21 protein-coding genes are annotated in these 24,193 nt (G+C 60.3%); 19 read left to right on the top strand and 2 right to left on the bottom strand.

Annotated features, from left to right (window positions below; genetic code table 11):
• Positions 1-14 precede the first annotated feature (14 nt).
• The 7 genes from ACQ4MJ_RS24285 (at position 15) to ACQ4MJ_RS24315 (ending at position 10,434) form a co-directional block, all read left to right on the top strand.
• Positions 15-1,565, top strand: coding sequence for a type I restriction-modification system subunit M (locus ACQ4MJ_RS24285; RefSeq protein WP_431150975.1), 1,551 nt, complete (start codon positions 15-17; stop codon positions 1,563-1,565).
• Positions 1,555-2,868: a restriction endonuclease subunit S gene (locus tag ACQ4MJ_RS24290; RefSeq protein ID WP_348707523.1), complete on the top strand. Its 1,314-nt coding sequence runs from the start codon at positions 1,555-1,557 to the stop codon at positions 2,866-2,868. Before ACQ4MJ_RS24285 ends, ACQ4MJ_RS24290 begins: the two co-directional genes overlap by 11 nt.
• Positions 2,869-3,066: 198 nt before the next feature.
• Complete coding sequence (locus ACQ4MJ_RS24295) at positions 3,067-4,251, top strand: AAA family ATPase (RefSeq protein WP_348707521.1); 1,185 nt, start codon at positions 3,067-3,069, stop codon at positions 4,249-4,251.
• Between the two features lie 38 nt (positions 4,252-4,289).
• Complete coding sequence (locus ACQ4MJ_RS24300) at positions 4,290-4,829, top strand: DUF4276 family protein (protein WP_348707519.1); 540 nt, start codon at positions 4,290-4,292, stop codon at positions 4,827-4,829.
• A gap of 170 nt (positions 4,830-4,999) precedes the next feature.
• Positions 5,000-5,125: a hypothetical protein gene (locus ACQ4MJ_RS24305; RefSeq protein ID WP_348707517.1), complete on the top strand. Its 126-nt coding sequence runs from the start codon at positions 5,000-5,002 to the stop codon at positions 5,123-5,125.
• A gap of 92 nt (positions 5,126-5,217) precedes the next feature.
• Positions 5,218-7,233, top strand: coding sequence for an RNA-binding domain-containing protein (locus ACQ4MJ_RS24310; RefSeq protein ID WP_348707515.1), 2,016 nt, complete (start codon positions 5,218-5,220; stop codon positions 7,231-7,233).
• Positions 7,234-7,326: 93 nt separating this feature from the next.
• Positions 7,327-10,434, top strand: coding sequence for a type I restriction endonuclease subunit R (locus ACQ4MJ_RS24315; protein ID WP_348707513.1), 3,108 nt, complete (start codon positions 7,327-7,329; stop codon positions 10,432-10,434).
• A gap of 47 nt (positions 10,435-10,481) precedes the next feature.
• On the opposite strand, the gene ACQ4MJ_RS24320 is transcribed toward ACQ4MJ_RS24315, so the two are convergent.
• Together ACQ4MJ_RS24320 and ACQ4MJ_RS24325 are read right to left on the bottom strand one after the other, a co-directional pair.
• Positions 10,482-10,805: a hypothetical protein gene (locus tag ACQ4MJ_RS24320; RefSeq protein WP_348707511.1), complete on the bottom strand. Its 324-nt coding sequence runs from the start codon at positions 10,803-10,805 to the stop codon at positions 10,482-10,484.
• Positions 10,806-11,501, bottom strand: coding sequence for a TetR/AcrR family transcriptional regulator (locus ACQ4MJ_RS24325; RefSeq protein ID WP_348707509.1), 696 nt, complete (start codon positions 11,499-11,501; stop codon positions 10,806-10,808).
• A gap of 216 nt (positions 11,502-11,717) precedes the next feature.
• On the opposite strand from ACQ4MJ_RS24325, the gene ACQ4MJ_RS24330 reads away from it, so the two are divergent.
• The 12 genes from ACQ4MJ_RS24330 to ACQ4MJ_RS24385 all read left to right on the top strand — a co-directional run bounded on the left by ACQ4MJ_RS24330 (position 11,718) and on the right by ACQ4MJ_RS24385 (position 24,127).
• Positions 11,718-13,283: an AMP-binding protein gene (locus ACQ4MJ_RS24330; RefSeq protein WP_348707507.1), complete on the top strand. Its 1,566-nt coding sequence runs from the start codon at positions 11,718-11,720 to the stop codon at positions 13,281-13,283.
• Positions 13,284-13,338: 55 nt separating this feature from the next.
• Complete coding sequence (locus ACQ4MJ_RS24335) at positions 13,339-14,526, top strand: lipid-transfer protein (protein WP_348707504.1); 1,188 nt, start codon at positions 13,339-13,341, stop codon at positions 14,524-14,526.
• Positions 14,527-14,536: 10 nt separating this feature from the next.
• A complete protein-coding gene (locus ACQ4MJ_RS24340; protein ID WP_348707502.1) occupies positions 14,537-15,346 on the top strand; it encodes an SDR family NAD(P)-dependent oxidoreductase in 810 nt (269 codons plus the stop codon).
• Between the two features lie 36 nt (positions 15,347-15,382).
• The gene (locus ACQ4MJ_RS24345) at positions 15,383-16,579 is read left to right on the top strand and encodes an ABC transporter substrate-binding protein (RefSeq protein ID WP_431150971.1); all 1,197 of its coding nucleotides are present in this window, start codon (positions 15,383-15,385) and stop codon (positions 16,577-16,579) included.
• 71 nt (positions 16,580-16,650) lie between these two features.
• Positions 16,651-17,508 carry a branched-chain amino acid ABC transporter permease gene (locus ACQ4MJ_RS24350; RefSeq protein WP_348707498.1) on the top strand — a complete coding sequence of 286 codons (858 nt, stop codon included), beginning with the start codon at positions 16,651-16,653 and terminating at the stop codon, positions 17,506-17,508.
• Complete coding sequence (locus tag ACQ4MJ_RS24355; RefSeq protein ID WP_431150968.1) at positions 17,505-18,473, top strand: branched-chain amino acid ABC transporter permease; 969 nt, start codon at positions 17,505-17,507, stop codon at positions 18,471-18,473. Before ACQ4MJ_RS24350 ends, ACQ4MJ_RS24355 begins: the two co-directional genes overlap by 4 nt.
• Positions 18,470-19,222 (top strand): ABC transporter ATP-binding protein, encoded by a 753-nt coding sequence (locus ACQ4MJ_RS24360; protein WP_431150967.1) that lies wholly within the window; start codon positions 18,470-18,472, stop codon positions 19,220-19,222. The genes ACQ4MJ_RS24355 and ACQ4MJ_RS24360 overlap by 4 nt, the downstream gene beginning before the upstream one ends.
• Positions 19,219-19,926 carry an ABC transporter ATP-binding protein gene (locus ACQ4MJ_RS24365; protein WP_431150965.1) on the top strand — a complete coding sequence of 236 codons (708 nt, stop codon included), beginning with the start codon at positions 19,219-19,221 and terminating at the stop codon, positions 19,924-19,926. The genes ACQ4MJ_RS24360 and ACQ4MJ_RS24365 overlap by 4 nt, the downstream gene beginning before the upstream one ends.
• Positions 19,927-19,964: 38 nt before the next feature.
• Positions 19,965-20,555 (top strand): carboxymuconolactone decarboxylase family protein, encoded by a 591-nt coding sequence (locus tag ACQ4MJ_RS24370; RefSeq protein ID WP_431150964.1) that lies wholly within the window; start codon positions 19,965-19,967, stop codon positions 20,553-20,555.
• Between the two features lie 42 nt (positions 20,556-20,597).
• The gene (locus ACQ4MJ_RS24375; protein ID WP_431150962.1) at positions 20,598-22,199 is read left to right on the top strand and encodes an AMP-binding protein; all 1,602 of its coding nucleotides are present in this window, start codon (positions 20,598-20,600) and stop codon (positions 22,197-22,199) included.
• 15 nt (positions 22,200-22,214) lie between these two features.
• Positions 22,215-23,048: an SDR family NAD(P)-dependent oxidoreductase gene (locus tag ACQ4MJ_RS24380; RefSeq protein ID WP_431150961.1), complete on the top strand. Its 834-nt coding sequence runs from the start codon at positions 22,215-22,217 to the stop codon at positions 23,046-23,048.
• Positions 23,049-23,074: 26 nt separating this feature from the next.
• Positions 23,075-24,127 (top strand): MBL fold metallo-hydrolase, encoded by a 1,053-nt coding sequence (locus ACQ4MJ_RS24385; protein ID WP_431150959.1) that lies wholly within the window; start codon positions 23,075-23,077, stop codon positions 24,125-24,127.
• Positions 24,128-24,193 lie beyond the last annotated feature (66 nt).

The following is a 24,193-nucleotide window of genomic DNA, read 5'->3' on the forward strand; positions in this document are numbered from 1 at the left end:
TTCTCTCAGCCTCCATGCTCGACGACATCAAAAAAACCCTCTGGGCCACCGCCGACAAGCTGCGCGCCAATATGGACGCCGCCGAATACAAGCATCTGGTGCTCGGCCTCATCTTCGTCAAATACATCTCTGACACCTTTGCCGCCCGCCGTGCCGAGCTGACGGCCCGCCTCACCAACCCCGACGACGAATACTTCTACGGCGATGCCGACCCCGCCGACATTGAAGCCGAGCTGGAAGACCGCGACTATTACAAAGAGGTCAACGTCTTCTGGGTGCCCGAAGGTGCGCGGTGGGAGGCGCTGCGCAATGCCGCCAAGCAACCCGACATTGGTAAGCGTATTGACGACGCCCTCACCCTGATCGAGGCCGAGAACCCCAAGCTCAAAGGCATCCTCGACAAACGCTACGCCCGTGCTCAATTGCCCGACGGCAAGCTGGGCGAGCTGGTGGATTTGGTATCCACCATTGGCTTTGGCGAAGACGCAGCCATTGCCCGCGACGTACTGGGCCAGGTGTACGAATACTTTCTGGGCATGTTCGCCAGCGCCGAAGGCAAGCGGGGTGGGCAGTTCTACACCCCGGCCAGCATCGTCAAAACCCTGGTGGCCATCCTCAGCCCCCACGAAGGCAAGGTGTACGACCCCTGCTGCGGCTCAGGCGGCATGTTTGTGCAGTCTGAGAAGTTCATCGAAGCCCACGGCGGCAAGCTGGGCGACGTGAGCATCTACGGCCAAGAGGCCAACCCTACCACCTGGCGCCTCGCCGCCATGAACCTGGCCATTCGCGGCATTGACTACAACCTGGGCCGCGAGCCTGCCGACACCTTCACCCGCAACCAGCACCCCGACCTGCGGGCCGACTACATCCTGGCCAACCCGCCTTTCAATATCAGCGACTGGTGGCACGGCAGCCTGGAAGGCGACCCGCGCTGGGAGTATGGCGACCCACCCCACGGCAACGCCAACTACGCCTGGTTGCAGCACATGCTGCACCACTTGAAGCCCACGGGTCGCGCCGGCATTGTGCTGGCCAACGGCAGCATGAGTTCCAGCCAAAACAACGAAGGCGTGATCCGTGCCGCCATGGTCGATGCCGATGTGGTCGAAATCATGGTGGCCCTGCCCGGCCAGTTGTTCTTCAACACGCAAATCCCCGCCTGCCTGTGGTTTTTGGCCAAGCAGAAAACGCGCAAAGGCGAAGTGCTGTTCATCGACGCCCGTAAGCAAGGCCGCATGATCAGCCGCGTGCAGGCCGAGCTGACCGACGACACCATTGCCCGCATCGAAGCCGTGGTGGCCGCGTGGCGCGGCGAGCCGGACGCAGTCACCTATGAAGACGTGAAAGGCTTTTGCCGCAGCGTGCCGCTGGCCGAAATCGCCCAGCACGGCCATGTGCTCACCCCCGGCCGCTATGTGGGTGCGGAAGAGGTGGAAGACGACGAAGAAGCCTTTGCCGACAAGATGCAAAAGCTCACCGAGAAGCTGGGCGAGCAAATGGCCAAGGGCGCGGAGCTGGATGCGGTGATTCGGGCGAAGTTGGGGGGGCTGGGGTATGAGTTCTGAGTGGCCTGTTTTACCGCTTGAAGACTGCTTAGATGCGCTGATTGACTATCGCGGCAAGACACCTGAGAAAACGGATTCAGGAGTGCCGTTGATCACGGCAAAGATCATCAAGTCTGGGCGAATAGAAACGCCCACCGAGTTCATCGCCGTCGATAACTACGACGCTTGGATGCGACGCGGACTGCCCAAAGCCGGTGATGTAGTTCTCACTGTGGAGGCGCCACTTGGTGAGGTGGCGCAGCTCGGACCGGAGAAAGTCGCGCTTGCTCAACGTGTGGTGACGCTAAGAGGGAAAGCAGGATTTCTGGACAGCACCTATCTGCTTTATCTCCTCCAATCCGAGGATGTGCAAGACCAGTTGAAGTCCAGAGCGACCGGTACAACTGTGCTTGGCATCAAGCAAAGTGAACTTCGGAAGGTTCCAATCAAAGTACCGCCGATACCAGCTCAGCTTGAAGCGGCATCCGTTTTGAAGGCCCTCGACGACCGCATCACCCTCCTGCGCGAAACCAACGCCACCCTCGAAGCCATCGCCCAGGCCCTGTTCAAGTCCTGGTTCGTCGATTTCGACCCCGTGCGCGCCAAGATGGAAAGCCGCACGCCCGAAGGCATGGACGAGGCCACCGCAGCGCTGTTTCCCGATGGGTTTGAAGCGTCGGAGTTGGGGGAGGTGCCGAGGGGGTGGCTGTTGCAGACATTCCGCGACACTATCCAAATCATCGGTGGCGGCACTCCAAAAACCTCCAATCCGGATTTTTGGGGTGGTGACATTCCTTGGTTCTCCGTGGTTGATGCGCCCGGGCCATCTGACGTATTTGTGATCGACACAGAAAAGCACATCACGGAAGCGGGATTGCATGGGTCATCCACCAAACTGCTGCCCGCTGGCACAACCATCATTTCAGCTCGCGGAACTGTTGGAAAGCTGGCTCTTTCCGGACGGTCTATGGCAATGAATCAATCTTGCTACGGGTTACGAGGCAAGGCGGGCGATACCTACTTCACCTACTTCAGCGCAACGCGTTTGGTACAGCAGTTGCAGCAGCGAGCACACGGCTCCGTCTTTGACACCATCACACAAGAGACCTTTTCAGGCGTGTATGTCGCTTGTCCCCAAGCTCCAGTAATCCAAGCGTTTGATGCAGCCGTGGATGCGCTGATGGCTCGAATCCGAGCAAACCTGTTCCAAGCCCAAACCCTCTCCTCCCTCCGCGACACCCTGCTCCCCCGCCTGATCTCCGGCCAGCTGCGCCTGCCCGAAGCCCAGGCCGCCACCGAGGCCGCCCTGGGCGGTGCGCTGTAAGTATGAATGCTTTGTTTTTGATAGCTGCTTGCGCTTGCTCCATAAGCGCTAGAGCCGTTTTTTACTTCAAGTGTCTTGTCGGCCTGGCCCGCTGGGGGCAGCTCTGCGCACGGCCTGCCGGTGCCGCTTGGGGGGCTGGCCCACAATGCAGCCAGCGCCGCACGCGTGCGGCGGCGTCCCTGACCCTGGAGCCTGCGTATGCAAATTGAGTCCATCGAAATCAAGAACTACCGGCTGTTTCGCCACGCCAAGCTCAGCACCATTCCGCGCTTGTGTGTGCTGGTAGGTGCCAATGGCACGGGCAAGTCCACGTTGTTTGATGTGTTCTCGTTCCTCAAGGACGCACTGGCCATGAACGTGGGCAAGGCGGTGAGCAAGCGCGGCGGCTTCAAGGAGTTGGCGAGCCGGGGCTTTGCCCACGAGCCGATTGAGCTGACGCTGCAGTTTCGGCTGGAGATCACGGGCAAGGAGCGGCTGGTGACCTACCAGTTGCGCGTCGAGCCCGACATGATGGGCCGCGCCGTGGTGGCGCGCGAGGTGCTGCGCTACAAGCGCGGGCCGCACGGCAAGCCGTTTCACTTTTTGGACTTTGCGCTGGGCCAGGGCTATGCCATTACCAATGAGGAAGACTTCTCCAAAAAAGACGAAGACCTGACCCGCGAGGTGCAGGCGCTGGACGCGCCCGATATTTTGGCGGTGAAGGGCCTGGGGCAGTTTGACCGCTTCAAGGCGGCCAGCGCGCTGCGGCTGATGATTGAGAACTGGCACATCTCGGACTTTCATGTGTCAGAGGCGCGGCCCAGCCAGGAGGATGGCTTTGCCGAACACCTCTCCACCCGGGGTGACAACCTGCCGCTGGTGGCGAACTTTCTGTTTGAGCACCACCCGGATGCTTTTGCGCGCATTCTGGAGGCCATGAAGGCCCGTGTGCCCGGCGTATCCCTGGTGGAGCCCCGCCAGACGGAGGATGGGCGGCTGGTGCTCCGGTTTCAGGATGGCAGCTTCAAAGACCCTTTTGTGGCACGCCATGTGTCCGACGGCACCATCAAGATGTTTGCCTATTTGGTGCTGCTCAATGACCCGCAGCCCTACCCACTGCTGGCAGTAGAGGAGCCCGAGAATCAGCTCTACCCCGAGTTGCTGCCGGAGTTGGCGGAAGAGTTTCGCAGCTATGCCCAGCGCGGCGGGCAGGTGTTTATCTCTTCACATTCTCCCGACTTTTTGAATGCGCTGAAGCTGGAAGAGATTTACTGCCTGCGCAAGGTACAGGGCTTCACGCAGATCAGCCGCGCGGCGGAGTCAGCCAACTTGCAGGCGCTGGTGGATGCGGGTGATTTGCCGGGCGCGCTGTGGAAACAGGGTCTGCTGGAGGGCTTGAACTGATGGCGGGGCGGCTGGTGTTTTTGCTGGAAGAGCCCTCGATGAAGCTGTTGCTGGAAGGGCTGCTGCCCCGCCTGATGCCCGGTTGGGTGGCTGGGCAACACTTTTTGTGTGTGCCGCACGAGGGCAAGTCAGACCTGGACAGAAGCATTCCGCGCAAGCTCAGTGCGTGGCAGATTCCGGGGGATAGGTTTGTGGTGGTACGCGACAACGACGGGGCAGATTGCGGGGATGTGCTGCACAAGCTCCAGTCCATGTGCCGCGCCGCTGGCCGCCCCGACACCTTGGTGCGGCTGGCCTGCCAGGAGCTGGAAGCCTGGTATCTCGGCGATCTGCAAGCCGTGGCCGCAGCCTTCGCCCACCCCAAGGCCGACAGCGCAGCACATCGCAAAAAGTTTGCAGACCCCGATGCATGGCGAAAGCCGTCGGTGGAACTGGAGCGTTTGGTGCCGCGCTTTCAAAAAGGAGCTGGCGCCCGTGCCATGGCCCAGCACCTGCGTGAGCCAGAGCACAACCAATCACACAGCTACGGCAAGTTTGTGGGCGGGGTGCGCCGAGTTGCGGGGGAGATGGGGCTGTGATGGAAACGCGGATCGAACCGGAGGAGGCGGGGCTGATCAAGACCGACGAGTCGGACACGACCTCCACGCACTACGCGCACTATCTGCCGTTCTGGGCCTGAAAAGTGCTTAAACGCAAACCTTTTATCAGCGAGGGGTGCTTGAAAAATTCATACATATCAAGGGTTTACGTGTTTAAACGCAAACTCGCTTACGCCACCCTCCGCGACACCCTGCTCCCCCGCCTGATCTCCGGCCAGCTGCGCCTGCCCGAAGCCCAGGCCGGCACCGAGGCCGCCCTGGGCGGTGCCCTGTAGGCATGATTGCTCTGCTTTTTATAGCTGCTTGCGCTTATCCATAAAGCGCTAGCGTCCAATTTGGCTTAAGAATCTGCTCCAGGACCCGTGTGATGTTCTCACCCACCTCCCTCGAAGACCTGGCCCTGCTGCGCGAAACGGTGGAGCTGGAGTGCAAGCTGGCCCAAGGCCAGAACGGCCAGGGCGAGGTGCCCAAGGATTTCTGGCCCACCTACTCGGCCATGGCCAACGCCCACGGCGGCGTGGTGCTGCTGGGCGTGCGGGAGAAGGATGGGGTGTTCTCCATTGCGGGCATTCCCAACCCGGCGAAGGTGCGGGCAGACCTGTTCAACAACCTGAACAACCCGGGCAAGGTGAGCGCCAATCTGCTGACCGACGCCGATGTGCAGGAGTGGGTGCTGGGGGACAAGAGCATTTTGGTGGTGCGCATTCCGCAGGCCATGCGCAAGCAAAGGCCGGTGTTCCTCAACGGCCAGCCGTTCGGCCATACGTACAAGCGGCTCAACGACGGAGACCGGCCGTGTGATGAAGAGACGGTCAAGCGTATGCTGGCCGAGCAGGTGGAGGATGAGCGCGATGCCCGAATTCTGCCGGGCTTTGGTATGGGGGACATTGATGGCGAGAGCTTGCGCATCTACCGCCAGATGCTCAAAGACGAAAAGCCAGGTCACCCTTATCTGGAGCAAGACGACTTTACCTTTTTGACCAGCCTGCGCGGCTGGCGGCGTGACCGCCAGACAGGCCAGGAGGGAATGACGCTGGCGGGCCTACTGATGTTTGGCACCTGGGCGGCCATCCAGGAGGCCGCGCCGCACTATTTTCTGGACTATCAAGAGCGTCCAGAGGCCAAAACCGAATTGCGTTGGGTTGACCGATTGGTACCTGATGGTACCTGGACGGGCAATCTTTTCGAGTTTTACCGCCGGGTGTACCGAAAGCTGGTGGCCGACCTGAAAGTTCCGTTTTCGCTCAAAGACGGCCAAAGGCAAGACGACACGCCGGTACACGTCGCCTTGCGTGAAGCGTTGGTCAACACCCTGGTGCATGCGGACTACACGGGCCGGGTGTCGGTGTTGGTGGTCAAGCGGCCAGACATGTTCGGCTTTCGCAACCCTGGTTTGCTTCGGCTGCCTGTGGAGCAGGTGATTCGGGGTGGCGAGAGCGATTGCCGCAATCGCATCCTGCATCAAATGTTCTTGCTCATTGGCCTGGGTGAACGTGGGGGCTCGGGCATGCCCAAAATTTACAGCGGCTGGCAAAGCTGCCACTGGCGTCAGCCGCTGCTGAGGGAAAAGGACATGCCAGAGCAAACCTTGCTGGAATTGCACATGCTGGATTTGCTGCCACCTGCGGTGCTGGACGCACTGCGGGCGCGGTTTGGTGCATCGTTCGATCAGGTGGGGGCGCTCGACAGAATGATTCTGTCCACGGCCGTGATCGAAGGTGTGGTCAACCATGCGCGCATGACCGAGATTTCCCCCCAGCATCCTCATGACATCAGCTTGGCGCTGGCACGGTTGGAGCGTGATGGGATGTTGCTCTCCCAAGGCCAGTCTCGTGGCAAGGTTTATTACTTGCCGGGCGCGGCTCCCGTTACCCCGGAGCAGGTATTTCCCGCAGCGTTCAGCTTCGGTAGTAATGGCACTAGCTCCGGTAGTAGCACTGCAAGCTCCGGTACTAAGGAGGATACCTCCGGTAGTGATCAGCCCGTGCGGCCGGAGCAGGCCACGCCTCGCACTACGGAGGGCGTCAACACCCACACTGCAACCAGGGATGAGCACGGTTGTCTACTGTCGCCCTTGCTGGATGCGCCCGTCTTGGATGATCTCAGCGCCCTTTCAGATACATTGAAGGACGACCTGTTGCGGCGAGCCGCCCTACCCCGGGGTAAGGCACGGTTGGAGCGTCCAGCCATGGTGGAGGTAATCTTGTCGGTATGCGAAGGACGGTATGTGCGGCTCAGTGCATTGGCTGAGCTTTTAAACCGGGATCCAGACGGTTTGCGCAAAGGCTATTTGGACGCATTGGTCAGGGAGCATCGCATTCGGCGCGCATTTCCTGGTACGCCAACCCATGAGTTGCAGTCCTATCGGAAAGCCGAAGAATGATCGGGGGGCTTTCTGCGGGGGCCTGCAACAGGTACCTGCGCTACATCGAGCTGATGAAGCTGTAGCCACAGGACAAAAAAGCGAGAGGGAGCCGTGACCGAAGACCAACTGGAACGCGAAACGCTGGCCTGGCTGCAAGACGTGGGCTACACCCACCGCTACGGGCCTGACATTGCCTTTGACGGCACCACGCCAGAGCGCGCGGACTACCGGCAGGTGCTGCTGCCCTTTCGGCTGCGCGAGGCCATCAACCGCCTGAACCCCGGGGTACCAGCCGCTGCCCGTGAAGATGCCATCAAGCAAGTCACGGATCTTGGCATCCCATCCCTGCTGTCGGCCAACCGCGCGTTTCACAAGATGCTGGTGGGTGGTATCCCCGTCCAGTATCAGAAGGACGGCGAAACACGCGGCGACTTTGTGCGACTGATTGACTGGGCACACCCCGAGAAGAACGAATGGTGGGCCGTCAACCAGTTCACCATCAAAGGTCCCCACAAAACCCGCCGCCCCGACATCATCCTGTTCCTCAACGGCTTGCCGCTGGTGCTGCTGGAAATCAAGAACCCCGCCGACGAGAACGCCAACATCTGGAAGGCCTTCGACCAGATCGAGACGTACAAAGAGCAGATACCGGACGTGTTCCAGTACAACGAGGTGCTGGTGATCTCGGACGGCACCGACGCGCTGATGGGTTCGCTGTCTGCCAACGCCGAGCGCTTTATGGCTTGGCGCACGATTGATGGAGTAAACCTCGACCCACTGGGGCAGTTTCAAGAACTGCAAACCCTGGTGCGTGGTGTGCTGACCCCACAGTACCTGCTGGACTACATCCGTTACTTTGTCCTGTTCGAGGACGACGGTCAGCTCGTCAAGAAGATTGCAGGCTACCACCAGTTCCATGCTGTGCGTGCAGCCATCGAAGAAGTGGTGACCGCCTCCCGGCCCGGAGCTTCCCGCAAGGGCGGTGTGGTGTGGCATACCCAGGGCAGCGGCAAGAGCATCACCATGACCTGCTTTGCCGCCCGTGTGATGCAAGAAGCCGCGATGGAGAACCCCACCATCGTGGTCATCACCGATCGCAACGACCTCGATGGACAGTTGTTTGGCGTGTTCAGCCTGGCCCAAGACCTGTTGCGCGAGCAGCCGACAAAAGCGTTGACCCGCCCGGACTTACGCGCCAAGCTGGGCAATCGCCCCTCCGGTGGCATCATCTTTGCCACCATCCAGAAGTTCATGCCGGGGGAGGATGAAGACACCTTCCCGGTGCTGTCCGAGCGCAGCAATATCGTGGTGATCGCGGACGAAGCCCACCGCACCCAATATGGCTTCAAGGCCACACTCAAAGGCAAGCCCGGCGAAGAGAAGTACCAGGCAGGCTACGCCCAGCACTTGCGCGATGCCTTGCCCAACGCCACATTCGTAGGCTTTACTGGCACTCCGGTCAGCAGCACCGACCACGACACCCGTGCGGTGTTTGGTGAGTACATCCACGTCTACGACATGCAACAGGCCAAGGAAGATGGCGCCACCGTGGCCATCTACTACGAGTCGCGCCTGGCCAAGCTGCGCTTGAACGACGAAGACCTGCCCAGCATTGACGACGAAGTGGACGAGCTGGCCGAGGACGAGGAAGAAAGTACCCAGGCCAAACTCAAAAGCCGATGGGCCGCCCTGGAAAAAATCGTAGGCGCCGAACCCCGCGTTGCCAGTGTGGCCGCCGATCTGGTGGCGCACTTTGAAGAACGCAGCACCGCCCAATCCGGCAAAGCCATGGTGGTGGCCATGAGCCGCGACATCTGCGTTCACCTCTACAACGAGATCATCAAGCTGCGGCCCGACTGGCACGACCCAGACCCCGAGAAAGGCGCAATCAAGATCGTGATGACCGGCTCCGCCAGCGACAAAGCCCTGCTGCGCCCCCATATCTACGACGGCAAGGTCAAAAAACGACTGGAAAAGCGCTTCAAAGACCCCGCCGACCCGCTCCGCCTGGTGATCGTGCGCGACATGTGGCTCACCGGCTTCGATGCCCCCTGCGTTCACACCCTGTACGTGGACAAGCCCATGAAGGGCCATAACCTCATGCAGGCGATTGCCCGCGTGAACCGGGTCTTCAAGGGCAAGCAAGGCGGCCTGGTGGTGGACTACATCGGCATTGGCAACGAACTCAAAGCCGCCATGAAGGAGTACACCGCCAGCAAAGGCCGGGGCACTCCCACCGTAGATGCCCGCGAGGCGTATAGCGTCCTCATGGAAAAGCTCGATGTCCTGCAATCCATGCTGCATGGCTGCGATTACAGCGACTTCCTCACTGGGGGGCACCAGACCCTGGCACGAGCTGCCAACCACGTCCTGGGCCTGCGGGAAGAAGGTGGCAAGGATGGCAAACGCCGCTTTGCTGATACCACGCTGGCACTGACCCAAGCCTTCTCCCTGTGCTGCACCCTGGACGAAGCCAAGGCTGTGCGGGAAGAAGTCGCCTTCATGCAGGCTGTGAAGGTCATCCTGACCAAGCGGGACATCACCGCTAAAAAGCGCACCGACGAACAGCGCGACGAAGCCATCCGCCAGATCATCAGTAACGCCGTCGTGTCCGACCAGGTGGTGGACATCTTTGATGCCGTGGGCCTGGACAAACCCAACATTGGGCTGCTGGACGATGAATTCCTGGCCCAGGTGAAAAACCTGCCCGAGAAGAACCTGGCGGTTGAACTACTGGAACGCTTGCTCGAAGGCGAGATCAAGAGCCGCTTCGGCAGCAACGTGGTGCAGGAAAAGAAGTTCTCCGATCTGCTGGGCAACGTGATCAAGCGCTACCAGAACCGCTCCATTGAAACCGCGCAGGTCATGGAAGAACTGGTCGAGATGGCCAAGAAGTTCCGCGAGGCCGCCAGCCGGGGCGAGTTGCTGGGGCTGACCGAGGACGAGGTGCGCTTTTACGATGCCCTGGCCACCAATGAATCAGCGGTCAGAGAACTGACCGACGAAACCCTCAAGAAGATTGCCCATGAGCTGACCGAGAACCTGCGCCAGAACCTGACGGTGGACTGGTCCGAGCGTGAGAGTGTGCGGGCCAAACTGCGACTGATGGTCAAGCGGGTCTTGCGCAAGTACAAGTACCCGCCAGACTTGCAGGAAGAGGCGGTGGACTTGGTGCTGCGGCAAGCGCAGGTGTTTGGAGACAACTGGGGCAGCACCTAGCCGGACTCCGGGGCGAACCGACGCGCCAATATTGATGAGCACTTCGCTCAGGGATTCTTGGTACCGAAGGCTTTCACGGCATCAAGCACGCCCTTTGCGAGCGTGCGGATGCCGCTCAAGTTGTAGCTGCCACCGATCTGTTCATAGGCATAGCGGGCTTGAATGAAGTAGTTCGAGCACTCGGCAAGAAGCGGTGCCAGCTGTTCTCCTGACGCCGCCAGAAATTCAGACTCAATAGCAGCCTGAGTGGGCAGTTCAAGAGACGCAAACACATCCGACAAGTTGTGCCCATGTGCCGTGGACATGATCTTGGCAGCCTTCACAAGACCATCCGAGGTTACGCCCCCGCCAACCGCGCCGCCTTTTTCCACTTATTCGCGATTCCAGGCCGCCATCAGCATGGTGCCGACTTCATCGTAGTCCGTATCCTTCTTTTCGGCGACTCGCCGCACGCCAGTCCGCACAGCCCGCTTGCCACTCTTGGCTGTGTGAGATGCAGCTGAATCGGTCAGCAATCCACCCAGCAATATCCGGTAAAACTCCTGGAAGGCATCCTCGATGGTTAGGTTGGCCTGGGCAAGGAATGCCGGGCGGCGCAACCTCAGTGCCGCTCCCAGCATCACCTCAGACATGACCAATCCATGGCAAGGGGTGAAAACACCCTGCCGCACTCCTTCGTCGATGAGTTGGGACATTCGCATGGTACGGGCATGCTGGTAGTGGTCGAAGATGCCTCGGGCAACCGCAGAGTCTTCGACATCCTTCAAGAACTGCACACCAATACGGCTGGCCGCATGGACGCCGACGCTGAGGTAGACAGCGAGAGCCGTCGTCAAATCTTTTTCACTGTGGATCAATGCCTCCCCCTGTTCCAGGAGGCTGTCAAAAAAGCGTTGCACGACAGCGCAAAAGATCTCTTCCTTTGTCTGCGCAATGTCATAGAGGCGCCGCCGCGAGCAATGCATACGCGCGGCAATTTCACCCACGGTCAGACCTTTGATGCCCTCCGTTAAGAGCAAATGGGTCAACGCATCGAAGAACTCCTCGTCTGTGAGCTTTTTTTTCATGCGGGTTTCTCCCAATAAAAAGCGGTACCAAAACAATTGACCCAGTACCTATCTAGATGTCCAATGGTACTAATTTACATCAATTGGTACCAAATGAACAGCCTGCTCAACGTACCGCACAGCACACGATTTCTGTTTGCCCGTTGGTGCTGAAGGCGTGCGAATTGTCAGCGACGGCGAGACCACTGAAATTGACCTGAACAAAGAAGCAACGCAATGAATCTTCTCGACTATTTCGATGCTGGCGTCGCCAGCCACCCGGACGCCCCTTGCTTTTTTGACCACGGGCGCGACACCACGCCCATGACCTATGCTCAGGCGGGTGCGCTCACCTGCCAGATCGCCCGAGGGTTGGATTCCTTGGAGTTCGCGCCGGGCTTTCACGGCGCGGTGCTCAGCGGCAACTCCGGAGCCGCATTCGTGGCGTTGCTCGGGGTTGTACGCGCTGGAGGCGTTTGGCTCCCCGTCAATGCGCGCAACAGTGTGGAGAGCAACATCGAGTTCCTGCAGGACATGGACTGCGACGTCTTGTTCTACCAGGCCCGATATGCCGGCCAAGTCGCCGAGATCCGCGGCAAGGTTCCCCGCATTCGCCATTACATCGCCTTAGACGAGACTGATGAGCAGGACCTGTCGGTTGCCCAGCTGATCCAGGGCCAGTCGTCCGAGATGTTTGCAGCGCCGCTGCAACCACAGGGACTGGCCATGATCATGGGTACCGGTGGCACCACGGGGCGTTCAAAGGGGGTCATGCTCAGCCACCGCAACCTGACGGCGACCATGGCCAACCACATGTCGGCGATGTATATCACCGACCACATGACCGTGCTGGCAGCGGCGCCCATCACCCATACCGCAGGACTGGTGTCGCTGCCTTTTATGGCGCGAGGCGGCCGCGTCATCCTGATGGATGGGATTGATCCGCAGAACCTGCTCAAGGTGATTGAGCAGGAGCGGGTCAACATGATGTTCCTTCCTCCTACGGTCATCTATACGTTGCTGGCCCAGCCCAACGTTCGCGATTTCGACTTTTCTGCGCTGCGCTACTTCATGTACGGCGCCGCACCCATGTCACCCGACAAGCTGGCCGAGGCCATTGAGGTTTTCGGCCCAGTCATGCTGCAGATCTATGGCCAGGCGGAAGTGCCGGGCGCCATCTCCGTGTTGCGCGTCGAGGATCATTTCATTGACGGACAGGTGGCCCCCCGCCAGCGCCTGCTGAGCGCAGGGCGCCGCTTTCCCTTCACGCGAGTGGCCATCATGGACGACGACGGTCAGGTGCTCACTAAGCCGGGGGCTGTGGGCGAAATCGTCGCGCAAGGCGACATCGTAACTACGGGTTACTACAAAAACCCCGAGGGCACCGCCGAAGTGCAGCGTCATGGCTGGCATTGCACCGGTGACGTGGGCTATTTCGACGAGCAGGGCTTCCTGTTCATCGTTGACCGCAAGAAAGACATGATCGTCACCGGCGGCTTCAACGTCTTCTCGTCCGAGGTTGAAGCTGCCGTTATGGCACACCCTGCAGTGAAGGACTGCGCCGTCATCGGGGTGCCCGATGACAAATGGGGTGAGGCCGTCAGAGCCGTCATCGAGCTGCGCCCAGACCAATCTGTGGATCCGCAGGCGCTCATCCAGTTCGTCAAGGACCGCCTGGGAAGCGTGAAGGCGCCCAAGGAGGTCGATGTCGTCGCGCAACTTCCGCGCAGCGCAGTGGGCAAGGTCCTGAAGAAGGAAGTACGCAAGAAGTACTGGAGCGCGCAGGAGCGGATGGTCTCCTGAACGCAGGACGCTTCGAATCAACGCACGTTTGGCAATTCAACCTGGAGCTATCGCAATGCAAGAAACCGTTCTCGTCGCCGGTGTCGGCATGACCCCTTTCAAGAAACCTGGTGACAACCTGCCGTACCCGGAAATGGCCGCGCTGGCGATCCGCCAGGCGCTGCAGGACGCCGGCTTGGTGTACTCCGATATTCAGGATGTCTATGCAGGCTATGTCTATGGTGACTCGGCCAGCGGCCAGCGCGCTGTTTATGAAGTTGGCATGACCGGCGTACCGGTGATCAACGTCAACAACAATTGCTCATCCGGTTCCACCGCCCTGTACCTCGCGCGCAAGGCCGTCGCCAGCGGCTCGGCCGACTGCGCCCTGGCTGTGGGCTTCGAGCAGATGCCCTCAGGTGCCCTGAAGGCGCACTGGGACGACCGGCCCGACCCGCTCGATCGCTTCAACGGTGTCATGGATGAGGTCTTCGGCCATCCTGAGCTCCCGATGGCAATCCGCTATTTCGCTGGAGCTGGCCGCGAGCACATGCAGAAGTACGGAACATCACTGGAGACTTTTGCCCGAATCCGCGCTAAGGCGAGCCGCCACGCCGCACGCAATCCTCTGGCGCTGTTCCGCAAGGAAGTCACCGCCGAAGAAGTGCTGGCCAGTGCGCCGTTGGTCGATGGGGTAATGCACCGTCTGATGGCCTGCCCCCCGACCTGCGGTGCTGCTGCGGCTGTCTTCGTGAGCAAGCGCTTCGCGCAAAAGATGGGCTTGACTCCAGGTGTGCAGGTGTTGGCACAGTCGTTAGTGACGGACCGTTCCGGCGCGTTTACCGACAAGTCCGCCATTTCGATTGCCGGCTTCGGTATGACGCAGGAAGCCGCTCGCCAGGTGTATGAAGCTGCAGGCGTGGGGCCACAGGACATCAATGTGTGTGAACTGCACGACTGCTTTGCCCAAAACGAGCTGCTCAGCTACGAGGGCCTGGGCTTCTGCGGCATCGGCGAAGGTGAGGCGTTCGTGCAATCCAACAACAACACCTACGGCGGCGCCGTAGTCGTCAATCCCTCCGGTGGATTGCTTTCGAAGGGTCACCCCTTGGGCGCTACCGGCCTAGCGCAGTGCTTTGAGCTGGTCCACCAGGTGCGTGGCAGTGCTGAGGATCGGCAGGTTGAGGGGGCGCGGTTCGCCTTGCAGCACAACGCCGGTTTGGGTGGCGCCACAGTGGTAACTCTCTACGGCCCAGCCAATTGAGGAACCGGATATGACGAAAAGACTGGAAGGCAAGGTCGTCTTGGTGACGGGTTGCGGATCGTCAGGCCCCGGCTGGGGCAATGGCAAGGCGATGGCGGTGCTGTTCGCTCGTGAGGGAGCGAAAGTTTATGGCTGCGACATCAATCTGGAAGCGGCCCGGGAGACTGAATCCATCGTTCAAAGCGAGGGCGGAACCATCAGGGTCACCCATTGCGATGTGACCGATCCTGTTGCGGTAGAGACATTGATCCAGGACTGCATTGCTACCTATGGCGATGTCGACGTGCTGGTGAACAACGTTGGCATTGGCCGCCTGGGTGGAGTCGTCGAGCAGAGCCTGGAAGACTGGCGCCTGGTGTTCGACGTGAACCTGACGTCCATGTTCCTGACATGCAAACACGTCATTCCCTCAATGCTCAGGAAGGGCAAGGGAAGCATCGTCAACATCGGCTCGGTGGCTGGTCTGCGTGACAGCGGCGTGGCGTACGTTTCCTACAGCGCATCAAAGGCGGCTGTGCTTGGCTTCTCGCGCAGCGTGGCTTTGCAGTACGCCAAGCAGGGCATCCGCTCCAACGTCCTGATGCCGGGTCTGATGAATACGCCCATGGTCCGTCAACCGTCTCTGGCACTGCAAAAGGGCTACCAGGAGGCATCCGTGGACGACACGATGGAGAAACGCAATAAGCAATGCCCCATGGGGCACATGGGAGAGGCATGGGACGTGGCTTACACGGCCCTATGGCTGGCGAGTGACGAATCCAAATACGTCACTTCCGCCGAAATCTTGGTCGATGGCGGAATTTCCGCACGCATCGGCTGATTAGAAGCATCTGAAATTAACCAAAGGAGACAGAGCATGGGTAATTTTTCGAAATGGGTCAGAAGGAGCATGGTGGTTGCTGCGGCAGCCACGATCGGACTGACCGCCACAGCGTATGCACAAGCCACGCCGGAGAAGTTCAAGGTCGGCGCCGTGCTGTCGCTGTCGGGCCCTTACGGCTTGCTGGGAGAAGATATGCGCCGCGGGGTGCAGATCGCTGTGGAAGAGCGCGGTGGCAAGGTGCTGGGCGTGCCAATCGAAATCACCTGGGAAGACGATGAGACTAAACCACAGCCGGCAGTGCAGAAGGCTACCAAGCTGATCTCTGAAGGCTCGCACATGATCTTTGGCGCACTGAGCTCCGCATCGACCCTGGCGATCATGAACGTGACCAAGCAACGCAAGATCCCTCACCTCGTCACCATTTCGGCGGACGACAAGATTACCGTGCCCGGTGGTTCGCGCTACACCTTCCGTACGTCCAACAACCTGGATATGGAAAACCGCATGGCGCTGGTGTACATGCAGGAGAAAAAGCTCAAGCGCATCTATGCAGTGACTGCGGACTACCAGGCCACCCGCGACGGCTACACCTGGATCAAGTCCCAGCTTGACGCCAATGGCATTCAGGCCGTGGGGGAGGACTTCCCCCCGTTTGGCAACCGCGATTACTCGTCCATCATCGACAAGATTTCCAAGTCGAATGCCGACGGCGTGTTGTTGATGATGACGGGCTCCGACGTGGTCACCTTCCTCAAGCAAGCCGGCCAAGTCAATCTCGGCAAGACAAAGGTGCTGTTCGGCCCCGTAGCAGCTGATGACACGATGGTCGCAGCCGTTGGGCCCGCTGCGGTCGGTGTCAATTCTGGCCAGCGATACCACTACACCGTTGAAAACGCTGCGAACCAGAAGTTCGTGGAGGCCTATCGTAAGAAGTTCGGCATGTTCCCCAGCATGACGGCGGGCGAGGCTTACGACGGCATGGCATGGTGGCTTGACACGGTGGAAAAAACCGGCTCCTGGGACAAGGAGAAGTGGGTTGATGCGTTCGCTACCAGCGTTCGTGAAAACTCCGTTGAGGGCAAGAAGACCATGCGTGCCTGCGACCACCAAGCAGCACAACCCGGCTTCTGGAGTGAAGTGGTGAACGGCACCCCACCTGCACCGGCTCTGACCATGAAGGTCACCAAGGTCTTCTCCGAGGACAAGCTTTTCGCTCCCTGCAAGAACTAAGGACCGTACGGCACGGAGGTCCGCAAGGCACCTCCGTGTCAGCAACGGTGGTTCGTACCCGGTAATTCGATATGTCAACTATTGTGATTGGCTTGAGCTTAGGCATGCTGCTGTTTCTTTTGGCAGCGGGCCTCACGCTCATCTTTGGCATGTTGGGCGTGATTAACTTCGCCCACGGCGCCATTTACATGCTAGGTGCCTACGTCTCTTTTGAGACAGGTAGGCGAACAGGCTCCTTTCTCATGGGCGCACTGGTAGCCACCCTCGTAACCGCGGTTGTGGGAGCAGTGGTGGAAAAGTTGACCCTGCGCCCACTGTATGACCGACCGCATTTCTATCAGTTGATTCTGACGTTTGGCCTGATCCTGGTTTTGGGCGATGCCGTGCGCTTCTTCTGGGGCCCGGGCTACCAGGAGGTGCCAATTCCCCAACTTTGGAGCGGCACTGTCGACATGCTGGGTAGCACGATCCCCATCTACCGACTTTTCGTCATCGGGTTCGGCGCGTTCATTTCCATCGGGCTTTACCTTCTGCTCGAGAAAAGCACATTCGGCATGCTCGTGCGTGCTGCCAGCAGCGATGCGGAAATGGTGCGCATCTTAGGACTGCCGGTGGGTACTGTGCGCATGGCGGTATTTTCCATTGGCTGCGGACTGTCCGGCCTTGCTGGTGCGATTGCGGCGCCTTTGTTCCCGATTGAGCTGGGAATGGCCACGAACACCATCATTGACTGCTTCATCGTCGTGATCCTGGGTGGGCTTGGAAACATCCGTGGGGCGATTGCTGCCTCCATGCTGATCGGCATGGTCCGCGCTCTGGGTTACGTGTACATGCCCGGCTGGGTGGACATCATGACATTCGTGCTGCTGATAGGCACCCTTTTGACACGCCCACAAGGCCTGTTTCACCGTGCGACGAGGACGGCATGAAGTTCACCAAGTTTGATATCTACTTTGGCTTGCTGTTGGCGGCAGCGAGCATCATCGTGCCGCTTCTCAACCCCGGGGAGGCAACCATCCAGTTGCTGACGTTGGCTGCCATCTGGGCGATATTCGCCGTCGGATTCGACTTCGTCTTCGGCTCCTTGGGAATGGTGTCTTTCGGCCATGCCACCTTCCTTGGGGTTGGCGGTTACGCCGTGGCCCTGGCGACGCAAAAGTACGGTCTTCCTTTCTACGGCGGAGCTGTCATGGCGATTGCTGTCGGTGCCGTATTCGCACTGTTGTTCAGTTTTTTCGCTCTGCGGGTGTCGGGCATCTTCTTCGCGTTGGTGACTTTGGCACTGTCCCAGTTGATTTTCATTCTGGCGGACAGCAAGCTTCGCGGCTTCACGGGTGGCTCGGATGGCATCTCTGGCGTCGAACGCCCCAGCTTCATAGGCATCGACTTTTACGATCCCGTCGCCTACTACTGGTTTGTCCTTGGTGTGTATGCCCTGGTGATGCTGGTGGTGATCTCGCTGCGCAGTTCGCCTTTTGGGCGCGTTATCGCGGCCATTCGGGACAACGAAACCCGCGCTGACCAACTGGGCTTCAACATCAACCGCTACAAACAGATCACCTTTGTGATTTCTGGCGCCTTGAGCGGCTTGGCCGGCGCTCTTCTGGCATCGTTGCTGATGTACATGAACCCGCAGATGCTGCATTGGACGACGTCTGGCGACGTCATCATCATGACGCTGCTGGGAGGCTCTGGAACGCTTTGGGGTGCCACGGTCGGTGTGATCGTGTTCGAGTTCCTCAAGGAATGGCTGAGCAGTTGGACCGAATATTGGTACGGCGTCTTGGGCGTGGTGTTCATCCTCGTCACCATCTTCTTCCCACGCGGCATCGTCGGTGAATTGGAGAAAGCCTTTGCGACCTACCAGAAAAATCGCCGAGGAGGTGTCCAATGAGCCAGGTGGCACTCAAATGCGACGGCGTGACCGTGAGCTACGGAGCGCTGAGGGCCGTCAACGATGTGAGCCATGACTTTCATGAAGGACGCATTTACGGCTTGATTGGCCCCAATGGTGCGGGAAAAACAACTTTGCTGAACGTTCTGGCGGGACGCCAGATGCGCCACGACGGCAAGGTTTTTTGCCATGGCCAGGAGATTAGCCAGCGCCCCGCTTACGCGCGTGCCCGCATGGGCATAGGCCGGAGCTTCCAGATCATCAAGATCTTCGGCGAGATGACGGTGGAAGAGAACCTGTTGATCGCTGCACAGTCTCGGCGCCCAGGTTTTCAGCCTTTCTGGATCAGCAGCAGCTTTGACAGGAAGTTCCGCGAGCAGCTGGACGCCATCCTGGAACTGACCGGACTCACCGCGCACCGTGACGAAATTGCTGGCACGTTGCCCTACGGCTTGCAGCGTTCGCTAGAGCTTGGCGTCACGCTGCTGCCCGACCCCAAGATTTTGCTGTTGGACGAACCGCTGGCCGGCATCGGCCACCACGAAATCCAGGCTGCGCTGGAACTCATCCACAAAGTCGCGCAGGGGCGCACGGTGCTCCTGATTGAACACAACATGGATGCAGTGATGTCTCTATCCCACGAAATCGTGGTGATGAATAACGGTTCTGTCATTGCTTGCGGTTCGCCGGAATCGATCCGCAAGGACGAGTCGGTACGTTCAATTTACCTTGGAGAGGACGCCCAGTGATCGAACTCGATAAAGCAAGCGTCAAGTATGGGCAGGCTCTGGCGCTGGAGGAGATTTCCGTGCGCATTGATGCCCACGAAATCGTCGCCATCGTCGGCCGCAACGGTGCCGGCAAGACCACCCTGCTCAAGGCGCTGATGGGCCTGATGCCATTGGTGGGCGGTCGGCGCCTGCTTGGTGAGCAAGACATCTCGGCCCTTGGCGTGGAAGCCATCGCCAAGCTCGGTGTCGCTCTGGTTCCTGACACGCGCCGTATCTTCCCCAATCTCACGGTGTTGGAGAACCTGAAGATTGGGACATTGGCCCATCAACCGGGGCATTGGACCATTGACCGCGTGCTGGAAATTTTCCCGCGCCTGGCAGAGCGACTGAACTTTGGCGGAGACCATCTTTCTGGCGGGGAGCAGCAAATGCTCTCCATCGGACGGGCACTGCTGAGCAACCCGCGCATGCTTTTGCTGGACGAACCGACGGAGGGTCTGGCGCCCGTGATCGTGGACCACCTGGTCCGCGTCTTCAGCGAGGTGCACAGCCAAGGCACCGGCATTGTGCTGGTGGAGCAAAACCTCAAAGTCCCCATGAAATTGGCGCATCGGCAATACGTTCTGGACCATGGCCAGGTCGTGTGGTCCGGCACGGCCCAGGAGCTCGAAGCGCAGCGCGCCCACGTGGAAGGCCTCATTACCACGGGAGCGGCCACATGACTGCCCCTATCCAACGCCCATCCGATACGAACACCACGATGAATCGAACCACTGCACGCATAGCCCCGTTGAGCGCGGACGACCCACGGTCCAAGGACCCTGTGATTGAAGAACTGGTGGACTTCATTGGCTACCGCCCCAACGCCCTATTGACCATGGCCCGCAAGCCCGGTGTGGTGCCGCAGTTGCTCAAGCTGTTTGCGCTGACGGTGCGCGGTGATGGGCTGCTGCCGCAATCGCTGCGCTTCCTGGTGGCGGCGGAGACTGCGCGCCGTGCGCACTGCCGCTACACCACGACGCACCTGGTCCACGCTGCCCACCATGTGGGTGTCTCCTGGGACAAGCTTGCTGCGCTGCCAACCTACCGCGATGACACCCGGTTTACCGACCAGGAGAGAAGAGCTTTGGCCATTGCCACCGCCGGAGGCAGCTTGCCGGTTCGCGAACCGGCCCAAGCCATTGAACAGGCCAAGCAGATCTTTTCCGACGAGGAAATCGTGGAGATCGTCTCCTGCGTCGCAATGGTCGGTTGGTTCAACCGCTGGAACGGCCTGATGGCTTCGGAGCTTGAGGCAGAGCCAGCGGAAGCGATGGCCCATGTGCCTTGGCTTTCGGAACTGGAAATCTGAGCTTGGCGCTCCCATGCGCCCTTGGTGCGAAGGAAAAAGACGATGTATAGCCGTATTGACGAGCCCCACGCATGCACGTTGACCGATGCCTTGCGCGAGTGGGCATGCAGCCATCCTGACCAGCCCTGGCTTGAGGACAGCCAAGGTTTCCAGCTCACCGCCGGCCAAGCCTACGCGGACAGCCAGCGATTCGCGGGCTATTTGCACCAGCTTGGGGTTCAGCCCGAGGAGCGCGTGGGTGTCTTCATGACGAACAGTTGCGCAACCGCCACCACCGTGTTCGGCATTGGCCTGCTGCGCGGAGCTGCGGTGATGCTCAACACGGAATTGCGCGCCACGTTCCTGCGCCACCAATTGAACGATTGCCAACTGGCCACCATGGTGGTGGACGCATCGCTGGTCGAGCACATCGTCAGCCTGGCTGACGAGCTGCCACACCTCAGAACACTGATCGTGTTTGGCGAACGCACTGGCGCGATGCCCAGCCAGTGGCGCTGTCTGGACTGGGCCGACCACCGGTCCAGCACACCGTGGGAAGGCCTTGCGCCAACGCCCCAAGACATCTTCTGCATCATGTACACGTCAGGCACCACCGGGCCCAGCAAGGGCGTGCTCATGCCGCACTGCCACTGCGCGCTGTTCGGCATCGGTGCCATGCGCAGCGTGGAGATCACGGCGCAGGACAAGTACTACATATGCCTGCCTTTGTTCCACGCCAACGGGCTCTTCATGCAATTAGGCGCGACGGTGCTGGCCCGCATTCCCGCGTATTTGAAGCAGCGTTTCAGTGCTAGCACCTGGTTGGCGGACATCATGAAAACCGGCGCCACTCTGACCAACCACCTGGGCACCACCGCGATGTTCGTCATCAACCAGGCGCCCACGGCGCAAGACCGCAGCCACCGCCTGCGCGTCTGCATGAGTGCCCCCAACCCCGTGCAACACGAAGTGGTTTTTCGGGAGCGCTTTGGCGTCAAGGATGTCTTGTCGGGTTTCGGCATGACCGAGATTGGCATTCCGATCTGGGGCCGCCTGGGCCATGTCGCACCCAACGCGGCGGGCTGGGTCCACGAGGATTGTTTCGAGGTCTGCATCGCCGACCCCGACACCGACGTGCCGGTGCCCGCCGGTCAGACGGGCGAAATCCTGATGCGACCCAAGGTGCCGTTTGGCTTCATGGCGGGCTACCTCAACGTGCCCCAAAAAAGTGTCGAGGCCTGGCGAAATCTCTGGTTCCACACCGGTGATGCGGGGATACGCGACGAACAGGGTCTGATCACGTTTGTCGACCGCATCAAGGACTGCATCCGCCGCCGGGGAGAAAACATCTCGGCCACCGAAGTTGAGGCCGTAGTGGGCCAACTGCCTGGCATTCACGAGGTGGCTGCCTACGCCGTGCCCGCGCAAGGCCCGGGTGGTGAAGACGAGGTCATGCTGGCGCTGGTGCCCAGCGCAGGTGCGACCCTGGACATGGCGCAGATCGTGCGCCAGGCCAGTGCCCGGTTGCCGCGTTTCGCCAAGCCGCGCTACCTGCGCCAGATGAACGAACTGCCCAAGACCGCGACCGGCAAGATCCAGCGGGCCGTCCTGCGCCAGCAAGGCAGCGCAGGCGCCTACGATTCCGAGTCGACGACGACCGACTGACGGGGAGAGCAGACGATGTCCAACAAGTTGCGCGGCAAGGTCGCAGTCGTCACGGGCTCGGGGCGCGGCATCGGCCGGGCAATGGCCATCAAGCTCGCCAGCGAAGGCGCCAGAGTCGTCGTCAATGACCTCGACGATGGGCCCGCTCAAGCCGTGCGCGAGGAAATCCGCGCGCTGGGTGGCGAGGCGCTCGCTTGCAGCGGCAGCGTCACCGACCCGGAGTTTGCCGATCGCATCATCAGCGCCGCCACCGACGCGTTTGGCGGACTCGACATCCTCATCAACAACGCTGGCTACACCTGGGACAACGTCATCCAGAAGATGAGCGACGAGCAATGGCATGCGATGATCGACGTGCACCTCACCGCACCGTTTCGCCTGCTGCGGGCAGCCCAGCCGGTGATACGCACGTTGTCCCAGGCCGATGCGGCAGCGGGCCGCCGCGTGGTGCGCAAGGTGGTCAATATCTCCTCGGTTTCCGGCGTTTTTGGCAATGCAGGGCAAGCCAACTATTCCAGCGCCAAGGCCGGCATCATGGGCCTGACCATGACATTGGCCAAGGAATGGGGGCGCCTGAACACCACGGTCAACTGCGTCGCCTATGGCCTCATCAGAACCCGCATGACCGAGGCCACCGCCAACGCAGACGCCACCATTGAAGTCGAGGGACGCGAAATCAAGGTGGGCGTCAACCACGACTTGATGGCGATGATGGAACGCAGCATCCCCATGGGCCGTGCCGGTACGCCGGAGGAAGCAGCCGGCGCAGCCTATCTGTTTTGCATTCCCGAGTCCGATTACGTCAGTGGCCAAACCGTGCTGTGCACGGGCGGTCTTACAGGCATTTAATCTTTCAACCGGCAACCATTGCTCCCATGTCAAAGCCCGAAGGCGCCGCGCTGCGCTACCCGTTTGAAGCCCCGGCTCCGGGCCAGGCGATGCAGATCGCCCCGGGAGTGCGCTGGATCCGGCTGCCCATGCCTTTTCGCCTGGACCACATCAACGTGTGGGCCGTCGATACGGACGATGGCTGGGTGCTGGTCGACACCGGACTGAACGACCCCAATACGGTGGCCGCATGGCTTGCCCTGATGGACCAAGGCGCGCTGGCACGCCCGCTGCAAGGCGTGTATGCCACCCACATGCATCCAGACCATATCGGCCTGGCGGGCTGGTTCACACGCCGTGCCGGCGTGCCGCTGTCCATGAGCCGTCTCGAATATCTAACCTGCCGTGTCATGCATGCCGACACCAGCCGCGAGGCACCGCCCGACGGAGTCTTGTTCTACCGGCGCGCGGGTTGGTCGCCGGCCGCCATTGAGAACTACCGCAGTCGCTTCGGGAGTTTCGGCAAGCAGATACACGCACTGCCTGACAGCTTTCGGAGGCTGCAGGACGACGAGGTGCTCCAGTGGGGGCGCCACGCCTGGCAGGTGGTCGCCACCGCTGGCCATTCACCTGAGCATGTCTGCTTTTATTGCCCCGATCTGAAACTGCTGATCTCCGGTGACCAGGTGCTGCCACGTATCTCGTCCAATGTGTCCGTATTCGCCAATGAGCCCCAGGCCAATCCGCTCAAGGAATGGTATGCGTCGCTCGACAAGCTGCATCGCCAGATTCCCGACGATGTACTGGTACTTCCGTCGCATAACGAGCCGTTTTACGGGTTACACAAACGCCTGCTTTCGCTTCGAGCGGGTACTACGGAGGCATTGGAGCGGCTGTGCCAACAACTGCGCGGCGGGCCCCAACGGATCGTGGACGTATTCCCGGCACTGTTTCGCCGCCCCATAGGCGAACAGGATGGCCAGCAACTGGGCCTTGCCACGGGAGAGGCGGTGGCGTGCATGAACTACCTCATCGTTGAACGCGCGGTGCAGTGCACCGTGGATGCCGACGGCGTCGCCTGGTACGCACAAGCGTCGTGACACCTGACCCGCCCGGCCCCGGCGACGGTAGGGACAGTGGCACGGCTATCCATTTTTGGTTTAGGA

It is taken from the genome of Acidovorax facilis, assembly GCF_050626955.1.
Lineage (GTDB): Bacteria > Pseudomonadota > Gammaproteobacteria > Burkholderiales > Burkholderiaceae_C > Acidovorax > Acidovorax facilis.